We start from the raw sequence: 16,031 nt of genomic DNA on the forward strand, positions 1-16,031 counted from the left end.
TATATACGGAAGAACCGTAGCACTGAGAACTCTCTGCTGCGGTTTTTTGTTTTATGCGGCGCCGTGGACTACAGCGGAGCTCCTGCGAGCATAGGCCGTTGATTTCCGGTGACTGAAGGATTTGTATTGAATTCAACATCCGGAAGGAGGCTTACAATAAAAGGGAGTATTCTCCCGGAAGACAAAAAAAACGAATGTATGTTCGAAAAAAAGCTTGGCAAGACCTCCAAAACACGTTATTATATTACTATAAACAGTGAAGGAAGTGGTCTGATTGTCAGATCGTCGTGCAGCGCTTGATATGGCGCTTCGTCAAATAGAAAAACAATTCGGTAAAGGTTCGATCATGAAACTGGGAGAATCCTCGCATATGAAAGTCGAAGTCGTACCTAGCGGCTCCTTAGCACTTGATATTGCTTTAGGTATTGGCGGACTTCCTAAAGGACGCATTATTGAAGTATACGGACCGGAATCTTCCGGTAAGACGACTGTTGCTCTACATGCGATTGCAGAAGTTCAGAAGCTTGGTGGACAAGCTGCTTTCATCGATGCAGAGCATGCGCTTGACCCTAAGTATGCTAATGCTCTCGGCGTAAACATTGATGAGCTGCTGCTCTCCCAGCCGGATACAGGCGAACAGGCACTGGAAATCGCCGAAGCGCTCGTCCGCAGTGGCGCAGTAGACATTATCGTCGTGGACTCCGTAGCGGCACTGGTGCCGAAAGCGGAAATTGAAGGCGATATGGGAGATTCCCACGTTGGCTTGCAGGCACGTCTGATGTCTCAAGCTTTACGTAAGCTGTCCGGAGCGATCAACAAGTCGAATACAATTGCCATCTTCATTAACCAGCTCCGTGAGAAAATTGGCGTTATGTTCGGTAACCCGGAAACAACTCCAGGCGGCCGGGCATTGAAATTCTACTCTTCCGTTCGGCTTGATGTGCGCCGCGTAGAGAGCATTAAGATGGGAAATGATGTTGTCGGTAACCGTACGAAGATCAAGGTCGTGAAGAACAAGGTTGCACCTCCGTTCAAGCAGGCTGATGTTGATATTATGTACGGTGAGGGTATTTCCAGAGAGGGAAGCCTTGTTGATATCGGTACTGAAATGGATATCGTTAACAAGAGCGGTGCCTGGTATTCCTACGAGGGTGAACGTTTAGGCCAAGGTCGTGAGAATTCCAAGCAGTTCCTGAAAGAGCATCAGGACATTGCTCTGGTGATCGAGAATAAGATTCGTGAAGCCAGCAATTTGTCGACGATTGTAGCGGCTCCGAGTGAATCTGAGGTTGCTGCAGAGCAAGAGGAAGAAGAAAACTTGCTGCTCGAAATCGAATAAATTTAAGTGAATAATATATAAGGTATTAGGCGCCCTGTGAATGATCTTAACAGGGTGCTTTTTCATAAGATCAGAAGAGTATAAGAATCAATAGCTATGAGGTGACAGACAGCCATGGTAATACAATTGAACCCTGAACCGGAAGAACAGGAAGAACAACCGCTGGACAATTTCCCTGAAGGCGAGCTGCTTGTCATCACACGGGTTGAGCGGCAGAAGAAGTCCGATCACCGTTACATTATTCATTTCGGCGCATATAACATGACTGTTCATGAAGATGTCATGATTAAATATCGGATGATCACCGGCAGTTCGTTCATGAAGGAAGATCTGGTGGAAATTGTTGTTGCGGATGAACGGCAGCGTGCTTATGTAGAGGGACTGCGGTATTTGGAACGAAAGCCTCGGACGTCTCAGGAAATGGCCCGTCGTTTACGTGAGAAAGAAATAGGAGAGACTATTATTGCCGAGGTGCTGCTGCGGTTGCAGCAAGAGCGTTTCCTTGATGATCCCTTGTATGCCAAGCAGTGGGCGGAACAACGCATTGCAAACCAGCGTAAGGGCAAGCTATGGATCCGTCAGGAGCTGCGGGAGAAAGGAATCGACAAGTCGCTGATCTCGGAAGCGCTGGAGAATATCTCTCCGGAACAGGAACTGGAGAGTGCTCTGCAGACAGGGCGCAAGAAATGGAATCTGATTCGCGGAGACGTTAATGACAAGCGCAGAAAGACCGGAGCCTTCCTCATGCGGCGCGGATATTCCGGTGAAATGGTACGGCAGGTACTGAATGTTTTACGCCAGGAAGAGGATTTTGAGGGTGAAGAAGAGGAGATTTACTTCCCTGACTGATTCTCTTGACTTAAATGCGGTTATCGACTCTCTTGACAAGGTCTTTTTATAAATAATAAAATATAACATGAATCGGCATAAACTAAGAATCCTTTTTCCTTCCCAAAAAGCAGACTCTTATGTACCGGTTCGCGTACAACTCATATGAAATGTAATCGCCGGATAAGGCGGGCAGTGTGCATGTGCAGCATGTGCAGTATGGCAATCGGTGTATTACCGGTTTTTTGTATGGTGATGAACGGATAGTTTAACAACTGCACAATTCCCAAGGCATTTCCCTTGGAGGAACCAACGAGGAGGTGAACAGATGGTAACTGCAATCTGGGTCATAATCGTTCTCGTTGTAGCTGCATTATTCTTTGGATTCGGTTATTTTATTCGTAAATCCCTTGCAGAAGCTAAGATTTCAAGCGCAGAGAAAGAAGCCGTAGTCATCGTGGAGAACGCGAAGAAAGAGGCGGAGGCGCTGAAGAAGGAAACGGTACTCGAAGCTAAGGACGAAGTCCACAGAATCCGTACTGAAGCTGAGAAAGAAACTCGTGAACGTCGGAATGAAATCCAACGGCAAGAGAGACGTTTGCTGCAAAAGGAAGAATCACTGGATAAAAAAATGGAATCGCTTGAACGAAAAGAAGAACAAGTAGCTAACAAAGAGAAACGAATTGACGAAACACAACAGCAAATTGATGTAATTTACAAGAACCAGGTCACTGAACTGGAACGCATTTCCAATTTGAGCATCGATGATGCCAGAAGTATCATTCTTAGCAATGTAGAACAGGAAGTTCGCCACGAGACCGCTCAGATGATTAAGGAAATTGAACAGCAGGCCAAAGAGGAAGCGGACAAGAAAGCCCGCGAAATCATTACACTGGCTATTCAGCGCTGTGCAGCTGATCATGTGGCGGAAACAACCGTGTCAGTAGTTACATTGCCGAATGAAGAAATGAAGGGCCGGATTATCGGCCGTGAAGGCCGCAACATCCGTGCACTGGAAACTCTAACTGGTATTGATCTCATTATTGATGATACGCCGGAAGCTGTTATTTTGTCGGGCTTTGATCCAATTCGCCGCGAAGTGGCCCGTACGGCACTTGAGAAGCTGGTCGCTGATGGACGTATCCATCCGGCACGGATTGAAGAGATGGTGGAGAAATCCCGCAAAGAAGTGGATGAGCGGATTCGCGAATACGGTGAACAGGCTACCTTCGAGGTTGGCGTTCACGGATTGCATCCGGATCTGATCAAAATTCTGGGCCGTCTGAAATTCCGTACGAGCTACGGTCAAAATGTACTCAAGCACTCCATGGAGGTTGCTTATTTGACTGGACTTATGGCCGGTGAGCTTGGGGAAGACATCGTGCTTGCTAAACGTGCTGGTCTGCTGCATGATATCGGCAAAGCGCTGGATCATGAAGTGGAAGGTTCGCACGTCGAGATTGGCGTCGAACTGGCGAAGAAATACAAGGAGCATCCGGTTGTTATCAACAGTATCGCGTCTCATCACGGTGACTGCGAAGCTACTTCGGTTATTGCCATGCTGGTTGGAGCTGCTGACGCCTTGTCGGCTGCACGCCCTGGCGCACGCCGTGAGACACTGGAAACGTATATCAAACGTCTGGAAAAGCTGGAGGAAATCTCCGAAAGCTTCGACGGCGTCGAGAAGTCCTACGCCATTCAAGCGGGCCGCGAGGTTCGTGTGATGGTGCAGCCTGAGAAGATCGACGATGCGGAAGCATTCCGTCTGGCCCGCGATATTACGAAGATGATCGAGAGTGAACTGGATTATCCGGGTCATATCAAGGTTACCGTTATCCGCGAGACACGGGCTGTTGAATACGCTAAATAAGCAAGGAAATCGGCCCCCCTGCGGGGCCTTTTTTCTTTCATACAGAATATATGCTTACGAAGCCGGATGTGTACGAAGAACATTCAGCACGGATTAACCCATTAAAACTTTTAGGAGGAGAACAACATTAAAGTTTTATTTATAGGTGATATTGTAGGCAATACTGGCAGAAAAGCGCTGCGCGAAATGCTGCCTTCGCTGAAGAACAAATACCAGCCGCATATAATCATTGCGAACGGAGAAAATGCCGCAGCGGGAAGGGGTATTACATCCGCTATTGCCAATGAATTTTTCAACTGGGGCGTTCATGGCATTACAATGGGCAATCATACATGGGATAACAAGGACATCTTCGAATTTATCGACGACGAGCCCCGGATCATCCGCCCGGCTAATTTCCCTGCAGGAACACCTGGCAGAGGATATACGATTATTAAAGGCAATGGCAAAGAGCTGGCGATTGTCAATTTGCAAGGACGGACCTTTTTGCCGGCAATTGATGATCCGTTTCGGGTGGGCGAAGAGATTGTGGACGAGCTGCGCCGGAATCACAAGTGTATTCTGGTGGATTTTCACGCTGAGGCTACATCCGAGAAGATCGCCATGGGCTATTTTATGGACGGGCATGCTTCCATTGTTGTAGGAACCCATACACATGTGCAGAGCAATGACGATGTTATCCTGCCGGGAGGCACTGCTTATCTGACGGATGCCGGCATGGTTGGTTCAAGAGAAGGGATTTTGGGTATGGAAAAGGATGCGGTCCTCTATAAGTTTACTACCCAGCTTCCGGCCAGATTTGTGGTTGACGAAGGTAAATGGCAGTTGCACGGTTTATTCGCAGAGATTGACGAGGCTACGGGCAAGGCAACACGTCTGGAGAAGATTCGGCTGCGTGAAGATGAATGGGTAATGAGTTAATGAGGGCATCAAGGAATTAGGCTTTTCGGGAATAATCGCTGATTTTGGGTAAAGTGTGATATTTTTTATATCGGAAAAGAGTATCTTTTGTACCATTTTCTCCGGAGTAGTCCGCAAAAAGAAGGAATTATTTCTTCTCTCGCGAATAACATCTACAGTAGTGGAAGAACACCATCATTTTCCCAGGGGAGGTACTTACTATGGATGTATTAAAAGTATCAGCTAAATCCAATCCGAATTCCGTTGCCGGCGCACTAGCGGGTGTTCTTCGTGAACGTGGATCGGCCGAGCTACAAGCTATTGGAGCAGGAGCACTGAACCAAGCAGTCAAAGCAGTTGCCATCGCCCGGGGATTTGTCGCGCCAAGCGGTGTCGACTTGATCTGCATTCCAGCATTTACTGACATAGTGATTGATGGAGAGGATCGGACGGCGATTAAACTCATTGTAGAGCCTAGATAATTAATGAATGCCAGAACTTACGGGATGAACCTGTTTACCTATGTAAACAGGTTTTTTGCTGTGCAGGTGAAGTGCGGGTCATCCTCTGCATAAACTATAAGCAGGAGCGCTGGATGCGAAGTGGCGCGGCAACTGGATGACAAGTAAGAAAGTGAGGCCGATCTCATGGGAAGAGCGGAGCAACTACGGGTGGCGGATTTTCATTGTGATGTTCTGAGCAAACTGCAGGCTTCCCCCCATCTTAATTTCGACAAGGACAGCCGGCTTGATGTAACTGCAGAACGGCTTGCAGCGGGTGGCGTCGGCCTGCAAGTTTTTGCGATTTATCTGTCTATGGTTAGAGGGAGACCTAGTTTTGAAAGTGTGCTGGGACAAATTGAGCTATTCCAGGGCAAAGTACTAGGCTCAGGAGGCCTACAGTGGCTGCGCTGGAAGGAGGAAGCAGTGGAACTGGTTAGAGTGCCCCCCAGATGGGGGCTGCTGTCTCTGGAAGGCGTAGACGGTCTGGAGGGGAATCTATTCTATGCTCAGTTGTGTTTCGATCTCGGTGTGCGCTTCCTTGGAGTCACCTGGAACTATGCGAACTGGGCAGCGGATGGCGTACTGGAACAGCGGAATGGAGGATTTACCGAAAAAGGCCGGGAGCTGATCGAGTGGTGTAACAGCAGCGGTATGCTGCTGGATGTGTCTCATTTGGCCCCGGCAGGCTTCTGGGAGTTGGCTGAGCGGAGCAAGCGTCCGTTTATCGCCTCCCACTCCAACGCCGCAGCTGTGTGCGGCCATCCGCGTAATCTGAGCGATGAACAGATCAAAGCGTTGATTGCCATGGACGGCCGGATGGGACTTACCTTTGTTCCATGGTTTGTTAAAAATGGAGGCGGCGCCAAAGCTGATGATCTTCTAAGGCATATCGATCATGTCTGCAGCCTGGGGGGGACAAGGCAGCTGATGTTTGGTTCCGATTTTGACGGGATTGATGTCTGGGTAGAGGGACTGGAGCATCCTGGGAAATACGCCGAGTTTGCTGAGCTGCTGCTCCGCTACTATCCGGAGGATCAAGTGAAGGGGTGGCTGTACGAAAATGCTTGGAGTTTTTTAAGCCTGCATTTGCCGCCAAAACTAAACGACCATAAAATACCATAAAGTAGCAGAACATGACAAAATCGTGACAATCCAGCTTCGAAAGCTCAAAATGTCGAAAAAGGGACTCTCATTGTGCAGAGGGTCTTTTTATTTTTGGGTAATAAGAGGTATAATGTTCAATGGCTTGTACAGATACTAGAGAAAATACAAGGAGTGACTTTACAATGAGCAAGACTGTACCCGTAGGTGTGTCGGCTAGACATATTCACCTTACGCAAGAGCATGTGGAAGCGTTATTTGGCGCAGGTTATCAACTGACTGAGTTCAAACCACTCTCCCAACACGGACAATTTGCAGCTAACGAGCAAGTAGCAGTAATCGGCACCAAAGGTAAATTCGACAAAGTAAGAATTCTAGGACCTGTCCGTCCGGCATCACAGCTGGAGATTTCCCGCACAGATTCTTTCAGCCTCGGCGTGAAAGCACCTGTCCGTGAATCCGGACATATCGAAGGCACACCGGGCATTACCCTTAAGGGACCAGCCGGTGAAGTAGAACTGGAGACTGGCGTAATTATTGCTGCACGTCACATTCACTTCCACACTTCTGAAGCAGAAGCTTGGGGCATCGCCGACAAGCAGCTTCTAAAAGTACGTTTGGGCGGCGAACGCGGCCTGGTACTGGAAAATGTTCTTGCCCGCGTATCGGACAAATTTGCGCTTGATATGCATATCGACACCGACGAAGCCAATGCTGCAGGTGCTAACAACGGCGACACAGCTGAAATTGTAGATTAGTATTTATTTATAAGTAGGTCAAGACGCGGAGGAGCCATCCTCCGCTTTTTTATGTTCTGTTATCTTATGGGTTTAGGATGATGCCTGGAGTTGAGGGTAGTGAGATGAGAAAGTGGTTATTTTGATATAGCTGCAGTGCTTACGATGGTTCCTACGGGCTGCGTTCTTCGAGCAAAGTCTTGCTGAGTTTGGCAGCGGCGCGGTTTTTGTACCACATATAGCTATAGTGCTTCTTGCAATAGCCCTTGGCATAATGTCTCGCTGAACAGTTGGGGATTGTGCATAATGATGGATTTGCTGTTCTTTTTTTACCCATGATTCAAAGCGCTCCTTTGCGTCATTTGTGATTTGCATAATTACTGTACACCAGCAATCTAAACCAAATCTGAACAACCCTGCTTTGCTGATGGAATAGGAGGCGTGAAAGGAATGGACGACGGTTACACTAGGACTAACGTAAAAAATTTCCGATGATGTTTCTCTTATTGTTCAATTTGTGTTATCATTATGTGTTATGACTTTGATGAGCGCTATGTGGAGACGCTGCAAACAAGGTACAGCAGTTACCTGATTGATAATATATGTATTTAAAATTAAGGAGACAACATGACTTTTAATGATTTGAATTTGATCCCAGCGATCCTCAAGGCGTTAAGCCAAGAAAATTATACATCACCCACCCCTATCCAGGAGGAGTCCATTCCCGCGGCTTTGGCCGGCAGAGACGTTCTCGGCTGCGCACAGACCGGAACAGGCAAAACAGCCGCTTTTTCCTTGCCGATTATTCAGCTGCTAAGCCAGCAGCCTTCTGCAACCGGCGGCAGACGCCGGATTCGTTCGCTGATTCTCACACCGACAAGAGAGCTTGCACTGCAAATCTCGGAAAATATTCAGGCCTACAGCAAATTCACCACTATCCGTTCAACAGCTATTGTTGGCGGTGTATCGCAAAAAGCTCAGGAGCGGGCATTAAGCCAGGGTGCGGATATCCTGATTGCCACGCCAGGCCGGCTCATCGACCTGATTACCCAGAAGCATGTTGATCTGCAGTATGTGCAGATTCTTGTACTAGATGAAGCGGACCGCATGCTGGACATGGGCTTCATTCATGATGTGAAGCGGATTATCGCCAAAATGCCAAGCAAAAAACAAACATTATTTTTCTCGGCTACGATGCCGACAGAAATTTCGAATTTGATCAAAACACTGCTGGTAAACCCCGTGAAAATCGAGATTACGCCAGTTTCCTCCACCGTGGACAGAATTGAGCAGTCGATCTATCTGCTGGAGAACGGCAACAAGCAGAATCAATTAAACCGCCTTCTTCAGGACAAATCGATTGTCTCGGCACTGGTCTTTACCCGCACCAAACGCGGTGCTGACCGGGTTACCCGTGATTTGACGCGGATTAATATAACTGCTCAAGCGATTCACGGCAACAAATCCCAGAATGACCGGCAAAATGCGCTGCGCAACTTCAAAAGCGGAGCTACCCGCGTGCTTGTTGCTACAGACATTGCAGCCCGGGGGATTGATATTGACGAGCTGTCGCATGTCATCAACTTCAATCTGCCGAACATTCCGGAAACTTATGTCCACCGGATCGGCCGTACGGGCCGTGCCGGTATGAGCGGAATCGCCATCTCTCTCTGTGAGGCCGAAGAGATCCCGTACCTCAAGGATATTCAGAAGCTGATCGGCAAGACGATCCCTGAAGTTAAGGACCATGCGTATCCGATGTCTAAGAGCGCACAGGCTCTGCTGAATGAACGCCCGGCAAAAGCTCCTGCGAAGCCGGCAGCCAAGGCGAAGACCAATCCGGCACGCAAGCCAAAGTCGGAATGGTTCACACAGGGCAACCGTTCAGGCAGCACTTCCGGCGGAAGCAAGAACAGCGGCCAGGGCGGCAGACCGAACGGAGAAACGGCTCATCAAGCAGGAGCGGGTGCAAGACCCGGGAGCGCTTCGGCCAGTGGAGCTGGTTCTAGCGGCAGAGTAAGCGGAGGGAACGGCAGCGGAGCAAGTGCTAGCAGCCGCCCAGGCGGCAGACCCGGTAACAACCACAGCAACCGCCCAGGCGGCAGACCTGCAGCCAAAGCGGGCAGATCGCAATAAACGGATGCTCATAGATTAGACAGCAGCCTTCCCTGAGCGGGAGGCTGTTTTTTGTGCGTTATGAGTTCTGCTTTTCGAAGCTGTAAGCTAAACTGGAATAAAAGAGGAGCTCCTGATATAGAGAAAAGTAAGGGGTAGTATCAAGTGTAATGAGGTGAGCAATGTGATAAATGAATTTGTTTGGGGAATTTTCGTCGTCTGATAATTATCAATTACTTCGAATGCCGATAAATAATAGCTTCGCATACTATCATAAAAAGAGTGGTGAATTGGTTGGTATGGACGGGATCCACCATGAACATTTTCATTTTAAAGATGGTTCTAAGTGAAGCTGAGTAAATTTGTTGCTAAGCTTGCGAGTCTCGTCAGTTACACAAAAACAGCGGCAGTCTAATACTTTATTTTCTCCGAACAGCTTTTATATTGGTATCGCAGGAGTACAGGCAGCTAGCTATCCGGTTCGAAAGCTTCACGACACAGCAAATAAAGGGAAAACTACCCAATCTGAAGAATATGGATTAGAGTACAATCTAAGAGAGGAGTATGACTATGATTAGTGGAGAAAACCAAGCAATCATTGATAATTATGTTGAGGCCTACAATGCGTTTGATGTCGAGGGCATGGTTAGACTTGTAGATGCTGATATTTTGTTTAAAGATGTTTCCAATGGTGAAATCACGACAGAGACCAGGGGAATTCAAGAGTTTAAAGAACTGGCAGAAAAGTCTTCACAGGTTTTCTCTAATCGTCGTCAGACCATTACCCATTACAGCGCTGTAGATGACAGAATAGAAATACAAGTTGATTATGAAGCAATACTGGCTGTTGATTTACCAAATGGATTAAAGACTGGAGATACACTTCAACTAAAAGGGAAGTCGGTATTTGAAATTAAAAATGGAAAAATAGCATTGATTGAAGATTATGGTTAAAGATTATAAAACAGTTGATATCTCTGAAAAGGTGGAATTGGGAGTATGAGATTGAAATTAGAAGGAATTACGGTTTTGGCGCATGATGTTCCTAGATTGACTAGCTTTTATCGTGATGTACTCGGATTTAAGACCGTTGTTGAAGAAAACCATTATGCTGAATTTGTAAATGGCGGCATTCGCCTTGCGATTTGTTCAACACCATTGATGGCGGATAACACAAACGGTCATTATTCCTTTATAGAAGAGCGTAAAGGGCAAGCCTTCGAGCTTAACTTCGAATGTGATTCACCGGAGGCTGTTCACACGATGTATGAGGAGCTTATTTCAAAAGGGGCTACAGGGATCACTGCACCGAAGCCGATGTCTTGGGGGCATACCACGGGCTTCTTCGCAGATCCGGAAGACAACATTCATTCTATTTTTGCGGTGAATCCGGTTGCAGCGGATAATCAATAATACCTAGATTACGCTGAAAATGGTAGTCATAACAACAACCGCCTTGGACAGTCTGTGACTGCACCGTAGCGGTTGTTGTTATGCGTAAATATCCGGTTATGGATTCAGGTGTTATCCGGCCAGATAAGCCCCCAGTTCCTCACGCAGCTCAGAGCTGATCGAGGTCATCGGCAAGCGGAGCGTATCAGAGGAAATCTCTCCGTAGGCGCTAAGCAGCCATTTGATCGGAGCCGGATTGGACTCCTTGAAGAGCAGCTTCATCAGCGGCAGCAGCTGGTCGAACGCTGCTGTAGCTTCAGCGGTCTGCCCGGCTTTGAACTGCTCGTAGATACCGAGGAACTTCGCGGTATGCACGTTGGCCGAGGCCAGCATGCCCCCGGCGGCTCCGCAGCCCAGCATATGCAGGAACTGCAGGTCGTCGCCGCACAGCACCGGCTTCGATCCCAGCCGGGACAGCTCGGAGACTAGCAGCGGAGAGCCGGAGCAGTCTTTTAAACCTACTACGTTATTCATCTCAAGGATGGTGCGTGCGGTATCAACCGACATGCCGACTCCGGCGCGGCCCGGGATATCATAGGCGATGACCGGAATGCCCACTTCGGCGGCTTTGCGGAAATGCTCAATAATGCCTTGCTGGGAAGGGCGGCTGTAATAAGGGACAACCACGAGTACAGCATCAGCACCTGAATCGGCAGCCAGCTCTGTGCGGGCTATAGTGGAGGCCGTATCATTAGTGCCTGTGCCGACCACCAGCGGAACCGGGCTCGATTTCAATAATTCCCGTGATGCATCCACGAGAGTCTGTAATTCCTGTATGTTGACTGTCGGCGATTCTCCAGTGGTTCCATTGACGACCAGACCATGAATATTGTTCTTGATGATGTTGTTCACATAACGCTGATATGATTCCAGATCAATCTCGCCAGCTGTATTGAACGGGGTTACCACGGGAACATAGATTCCATAAATCTGTTCTTCTGTTAACATGAATATCGTCCTCCAAAATGTTGAAATCCTTTTATCTTACTGTAGCATGGAATATTCCATCGGCGTTAGCTATAATAAATGATGTGGGTTATCAATAATATTGATGTTAGGGTGAGGTTATGGATTTAACATATATGCGGACCTTCCGCGAAGTCGCGAAACGGCAGAGCTTTACCCGCGCGGCTGAAGAGCTGGGCTATGCGCAGTCCAGTGTGACGATGCAGATTCAGAAGATTGAGAAGGAATACGGGGTTCCACTGATAGAGCGGCATGGACGTGCGTTGCGCCTGACTCCACCTGGAGAAGAGCTGTTGAAGCTGTTTGTGGAGATTCTGGATTTGTATGACCGTTCCAAGGAAACGATCGCCCAGCAAATTGGCGGGACGCTGACGATCGGGACCATTGATTCCTTGGCTGCGTTTTATTTGCCGCCGTTCCTGCAGCAGCTGCGCACGACTTTTCCCGGACTGAACATTCATCTGCAGACCGAGCAGGAAGCCAATCTGGTGGCGAAGATCCGGGACGGTGAAGTGGACATCGGCTTAATGCTGGACCGGAATGCCAATGACTCCGTGCTTGAGCGGACGATCATCAGAGATGAGCCCCTGGTGCTGGTTGCACCTGCCACCCATCCGCTGGCCCAACTTGCGGACGTGACACTGCAGGATCTGAACAACTGTGAGCTGATCGTTTCCGAGGAGAGCTGCATTTACCGCAGCCTGTTCGAGAATCTGCTGCGGGAGCACGGGATTATTTTCCGCATCGGCTTTGAGCTGTCGAATCTGGAGGCGATCAAGCGTTGCGTACGCAACGGGCTGGGCATAGCCTTGCTGCCAAGAATCGTCGCCGAGGAGGAGATCGAGCGGGGGAACCTGGCGGAGCTGTCTTTTGCCCATCCGGAAATTCATTTTGATCTGCAGCTGCTGCTCCATCCCAAGAAGTGGAAATCACTGCCGCTGCAATCGCTGATTCAGATGCTGCTGGCAGATGCAAAGGCGAAGACGGTGGCGCTGTGAAATGCTCGGATGAACGACAGTTAAGTGGATTTTTAATGGGCTATATAGATTGAACTTGAGAATTACATGTAGGGAAAAGTGGCGGAGGGGAATTTTGGAACTGGAGGAGCGACAGCGTCCGCCTTTAGGTTTGGATTTCTACTGCGATTCGTGGTTAATTCAAGAAATCCAAACCTAACAGCGGCCGGAAGTCCAAACATTCTCTGGAGTCACGGCCAATCCCAAAATAAAAGAATATAAGTTCAATCTAAATAGTATGCAGCAAGATATTGACATCAAAAACGAGAATATGGTATATAAAAGGAAGTGTTAGCACTCATTCGAGTGGAGTGCTAATTTCCAGAGAGCAAACAGAAGAGTTATTTTTGAAAGGAGATTATTTTATTCATGGCCAAAAAAGAGTTTAAAGCCGAATCGAAGAGACTACTAGAGATGATGATTAACTCCATTTATACACAGCGGGAAATTTTCCTGCGGGAGCTGATCTCCAACGCAAGCGATGCCATTGATAAAATCTATTACAAAGCGCTGGCAGACGATGCGCTGGTGTTCAATAAAGAGGATTATTTCATTAAAGTCACTGCCGACAAGGACAGCCGCACGTTGACCATCTCTGATACAGGGATCGGGATGACACAGGAAGAATTGGAGAACAACCTGGGGATTATCGCGAACAGCGGCTCTTTTGCATTCAAAAAGGACAACGAGTCGAAGGACGGCCACAATATTATCGGCCAGTTCGGTGTCGGGTTCTACTCTGCATTTATGGTAGCGGACGATGTTACTGTAATCAGCAAGGCGCTGGGCAGCGACCAGGCGTACAAATGGGAGTCCCAGGGCGCGGATGGATATACAATCGAACCGTACGAGAAGGATGCCGTCGGCACCGAGATTATTTTGAAGATTAAAGAGAACAGTGAAGAAGACAATTACGATGAGTTCCTGGAAGAATACCGCCTGAAATCCATCATCAAGAAATATTCTGACTTTATCCGTTTCCCGATCAAGATGGATATTACCGGCAGACAGCCTAAGGAAGGCAGCGAAGGCGAGTTCGAGGAAACCAAAGAAGAGCAGACTGTGAACAGCATGGTGCCGATCTGGCGCAAGAACAAAAACGAGCTGACCACAGAGGACTATGACAACTTCTATGCCGAGAAACGCTACGGCTTCGATAAACCGCTGAAGCATATCCATATCAGTGCCGATGGTGCTGTAGTCTATAATGCGATCCTGTTCATTCCGGAAAATACACCGTTTGATTATTACACCAAGGAGTATGAAAAAGGTCTTGAGCTGTACTCCAACGGTGTGCTGATTATGAACAAATGCGGGGATCTGCTGCCGGATTACTTCAGCTTTGTCAAAGGGATGGTCGATTCCGAGGATCTGTCGCTCAATATCTCCAGAGAGCTGCTGCAGCATGACCGCCAGCTGACCCTGATTGCCAAGAACATCAAGAGCAAGATTAAGAGCCAGCTCCTGAGCCTGCTGAAGGATGAAAGAGAGAAATATGAGACATTCTACAAGTCTTTTGGCAGACAGCTTAAATTCGGAGTCTACAATGACTATGGCATGGAAAAGGAAACCCTCCAGGACCTGCTGATGTTCCACTCCTCCAAGGAGAAGAAGCTGGTTACGCTGGCTGAATACGTGGAAAGAATGCCGGAAGACCAGAAGTATATCTATTATGCTTCCGGGGAATCGGTAGAGCGGATCGAGAAGCTGCCACAGACTGAAATGGTATTGGACAAGGGTTATGAAATGCTCTACTTCACTGATGATATTGATGAGTTCGCCATCAAGATGATCATGAACTATAAGGAAAAAGAATTCAAAAATGTATCCAGCGGTGATCTGGGGATTGAAGCGGATGCCGCTGACAAGCCTTCGGAAGAAGAGGAGAACGAGAACAAAGGGCTGTTCGACGCGATGCAGGGTATTCTGTCAGGCAAAGTGAAGGCAGTCAAAGCCTCCAAACGGCTGAAAAGTCATCCGGTCTGCCTGTCCACGGAAGGCGAGCTGACCATCGAGATGGAAAAAATCCTCAAAGCGATGCCGAACGGACAAGAGGTGCAGGCGGATAAGGTACTGGAAATCAATATTAACCACGATGTCTTCAAGTCCTTGAAGGCTGCTGCCGAAGGGGATCAGGAGAAGCTGGGCCTTTACACGAACCTGCTCTACAATCAGGCGCTGCTGATCGAGGGGTTGCAGGTTAATGATCCTGTACAGTTCACTAATGATATTTGCAAAATCATGGTATAGAATGGCGGCATTTGCCGAACTGGAGCATCACTAAAATGCTTCGCCCAACGGCTGCCCGGAGAGAGGACGTCTCATCGTAAAGATGAGGCTTCCTTTTTTTGTGGGGGCCTGAGGGCCTGCTTCAAGAGAGCTACAATTTAAAGCGAAATCGCGTACAATAAGCTTATGTAATTTCTAGAACAAATGGAGGAACAGACTTTGACATTGACTGTTGGTGTGATCCGTGAAATCAACCGGTATCCGGTCAAATCGTTCGCGGGAGAGCAGCTGGAGGCTTGCGACATTGAATCCTACGGCGTCGTAGGCGATCGGGTTTGCTCTTTTTATGATGAAGGGAAGCAGGGCTGGAAGCGATTCGTTACGGCCCGCAATATACCGGATATGCTCACTTATCAAGCGCGTTACCGGGAGGGGGAGGTGGCTGTCACTGCAGCGGACGGGCGGACCTTTCGCTGGGACGAGCAGCTGCTTGTGGAGATTCAAAGCCAGACAAAAATCCCGGTCAGCATGTCCGGCCTGAAGCAACCGCACCCGGAGAATCCGCATTTGCTGTCGGTGGATGAGGCCAGTATTCTGCTTGTTACCGATGGCAGTCTGAGAAAACTGGAGGCGCTCTGGGGACGCGAGGTCGATCAGCGCCGGTTCCGCGGGAATTTTGTGATTGCATTAAGCGATGAGTCGCTGTTTGAGGGAGACTGGACCGGGCGGAGGCTGCGGATTGGCGGGGTAGAGCTGCAGGTGAATGAGCTGTGCGAGCGATGCGTCATGACGACGATGGACCCGGATACTGCAGAGAAAACCCCCTCGCTTCTGAAAATTGTCAACAAAGAGCTGGGGCTTCATTTCGGCGTGTACGCTTCCGTTATCCAAACCGGGCGCGTCTGCGTTGGAGATGAGGTTCATCTGGCTGATAGGCCGGCAAGCCAATAAGCTTAAGCGAAATGCCAGCGCTGT

Annotated in this window: 14 protein-coding genes; 13 read left to right on the plus strand and 1 reads right to left on the minus strand. The window is 48.5% G+C overall.

Annotated features, from left to right (window positions below):
• Nucleotides 1–274 precede the first annotated feature (274 nt).
• The 10 genes from recA (at nucleotide 275) to AC3WT9_RS01700 (ending at nucleotide 10,806) form a co-directional block, all read left to right on the plus strand.
• Complete coding sequence (gene recA, locus AC3WT9_RS01655) at nucleotides 275–1,339, plus strand: recombinase RecA (protein WP_341093939.1); 1,065 nt, start codon at nucleotides 275–277, stop codon at nucleotides 1,337–1,339.
• Nucleotides 1,340–1,453: 114 nt separating this feature from the next.
• Nucleotides 1,454–2,188: a regulatory protein RecX gene (locus AC3WT9_RS01660; protein WP_038593328.1), complete on the plus strand. Its 735-nt coding sequence runs from the start codon at nucleotides 1,454–1,456 to the stop codon at nucleotides 2,186–2,188.
• 307 nt (nucleotides 2,189–2,495) lie between these two features.
• The gene (rny, locus tag AC3WT9_RS01665; RefSeq protein WP_038593326.1) at nucleotides 2,496–4,037 is read left to right on the plus strand and encodes a ribonuclease Y; all 1,542 of its coding nucleotides are present in this window, start codon (nucleotides 2,496–2,498) and stop codon (nucleotides 4,035–4,037) included.
• Nucleotides 4,038–4,163: 126 nt separating this feature from the next.
• On the plus strand, nucleotides 4,164–4,958 hold the full coding sequence (locus AC3WT9_RS01670; protein WP_038593324.1) for a TIGR00282 family metallophosphoesterase: 795 nt from the start codon (nucleotides 4,164–4,166) through the stop codon (nucleotides 4,956–4,958).
• Nucleotides 4,959–5,158: 200 nt separating this feature from the next.
• Nucleotides 5,159–5,419, plus strand: coding sequence for a stage V sporulation protein S (locus AC3WT9_RS01675; protein WP_019910496.1), 261 nt, complete (start codon nucleotides 5,159–5,161; stop codon nucleotides 5,417–5,419).
• A gap of 165 nt (nucleotides 5,420–5,584) precedes the next feature.
• A complete protein-coding gene (locus tag AC3WT9_RS01680) occupies nucleotides 5,585–6,562 on the plus strand; it encodes a dipeptidase (RefSeq protein WP_341093938.1) in 978 nt (325 codons plus the stop codon).
• A 164-nt stretch (nucleotides 6,563–6,726) separates the two neighbouring features.
• Nucleotides 6,727–7,299 (plus strand): phosphate propanoyltransferase, encoded by a 573-nt coding sequence (pduL, locus tag AC3WT9_RS01685; RefSeq protein WP_341093937.1) that lies wholly within the window; start codon nucleotides 6,727–6,729, stop codon nucleotides 7,297–7,299.
• Between the two features lie 606 nt (nucleotides 7,300–7,905).
• Nucleotides 7,906–9,414 carry a DEAD/DEAH box helicase gene (locus tag AC3WT9_RS01690; protein WP_341378926.1) on the plus strand — a complete coding sequence of 503 codons (1,509 nt, stop codon included), beginning with the start codon at nucleotides 7,906–7,908 and terminating at the stop codon, nucleotides 9,412–9,414.
• Nucleotides 9,415–9,963: 549 nt separating this feature from the next.
• Nucleotides 9,964–10,347: a nuclear transport factor 2 family protein gene (locus tag AC3WT9_RS01695; protein ID WP_341378925.1), complete on the plus strand. Its 384-nt coding sequence runs from the start codon at nucleotides 9,964–9,966 to the stop codon at nucleotides 10,345–10,347.
• 45 nt (nucleotides 10,348–10,392) lie between these two features.
• Nucleotides 10,393–10,806 carry a VOC family protein gene (locus AC3WT9_RS01700; RefSeq protein WP_341093934.1) on the plus strand — a complete coding sequence of 138 codons (414 nt, stop codon included), beginning with the start codon at nucleotides 10,393–10,395 and terminating at the stop codon, nucleotides 10,804–10,806.
• A 111-nt stretch (nucleotides 10,807–10,917) separates the two neighbouring features.
• Here the strand turns inward: AC3WT9_RS01700 and dapA are convergent, their stop codons facing one another.
• Nucleotides 10,918–11,793, minus strand: a complete 876-nt coding sequence (gene dapA / locus AC3WT9_RS01705) for a 4-hydroxy-tetrahydrodipicolinate synthase (RefSeq protein ID WP_341093933.1) — start codon at nucleotides 11,791–11,793, stop codon at nucleotides 10,918–10,920.
• 119 nt (nucleotides 11,794–11,912) lie between these two features.
• On the opposite strand from dapA, the gene AC3WT9_RS01710 reads away from it, so the two are divergent.
• The 3 genes from AC3WT9_RS01710 (at nucleotide 11,913) to AC3WT9_RS01720 (ending at nucleotide 16,007) form a co-directional block, all read left to right on the plus strand.
• Nucleotides 11,913–12,809, plus strand: a complete 897-nt coding sequence (locus tag AC3WT9_RS01710; protein ID WP_341093931.1) for a LysR family transcriptional regulator — start codon at nucleotides 11,913–11,915, stop codon at nucleotides 12,807–12,809.
• Between the two features lie 387 nt (nucleotides 12,810–13,196).
• Nucleotides 13,197–15,077 (plus strand): molecular chaperone HtpG, encoded by a 1,881-nt coding sequence (gene htpG / locus AC3WT9_RS01715; protein WP_341093930.1) that lies wholly within the window; start codon nucleotides 13,197–13,199, stop codon nucleotides 15,075–15,077.
• Between the two features lie 198 nt (nucleotides 15,078–15,275).
• Entirely contained in the window at nucleotides 15,276–16,007 is a 732-nt protein-coding gene (locus tag AC3WT9_RS01720; protein WP_341378922.1) for an MOSC domain-containing protein, read from the plus strand.
• Nucleotides 16,008–16,031 lie beyond the last annotated feature (24 nt).

Source organism: Paenibacillus sp. EB106-06-01-XG199, from assembly GCF_058791575.1.

Excerpts from the sequence above, each read along its gene's own strand:
- AC3WT9_RS01660 (WP_038593328.1), top strand. The coding sequence starts at position 1,454 with ATGGTAATACAATTGAACCCTGAACCGGAAGAACAGGAAGAACAACCG.
- rny (WP_038593326.1), top strand. The coding sequence starts at position 2,496 with ATGGTAACTGCAATCTGGGTCATAATCGTTCTCGTTGTAGCTGCATTA.
- AC3WT9_RS01675 (WP_019910496.1), top strand. The coding sequence starts at position 5,159 with ATGGATGTATTAAAAGTATCAGCTAAATCCAATCCGAATTCCGTTGCC.
- AC3WT9_RS01680 (WP_341093938.1), top strand. The coding sequence starts at position 5,585 with ATGGGAAGAGCGGAGCAACTACGGGTGGCGGATTTTCATTGTGATGTT.
- pduL (WP_341093937.1), top strand. The coding sequence starts at position 6,727 with ATGAGCAAGACTGTACCCGTAGGTGTGTCGGCTAGACATATTCACCTT.
- AC3WT9_RS01690 (WP_341378926.1), top strand. The coding sequence starts at position 7,906 with ATGACTTTTAATGATTTGAATTTGATCCCAGCGATCCTCAAGGCGTTA.
- AC3WT9_RS01695 (WP_341378925.1), top strand. The coding sequence starts at position 9,964 with ATGATTAGTGGAGAAAACCAAGCAATCATTGATAATTATGTTGAGGCC.
- AC3WT9_RS01700 (WP_341093934.1), top strand. The coding sequence starts at position 10,393 with ATGAGATTGAAATTAGAAGGAATTACGGTTTTGGCGCATGATGTTCCT.
- dapA (WP_341093933.1), bottom strand. The coding sequence starts at position 11,793 with ATGTTAACAGAAGAACAGATTTATGGAATCTATGTTCCCGTGGTAACC.
- AC3WT9_RS01710 (WP_341093931.1), top strand. The coding sequence starts at position 11,913 with ATGGATTTAACATATATGCGGACCTTCCGCGAAGTCGCGAAACGGCAG.
- htpG (WP_341093930.1), top strand. The coding sequence starts at position 13,197 with ATGGCCAAAAAAGAGTTTAAAGCCGAATCGAAGAGACTACTAGAGATG.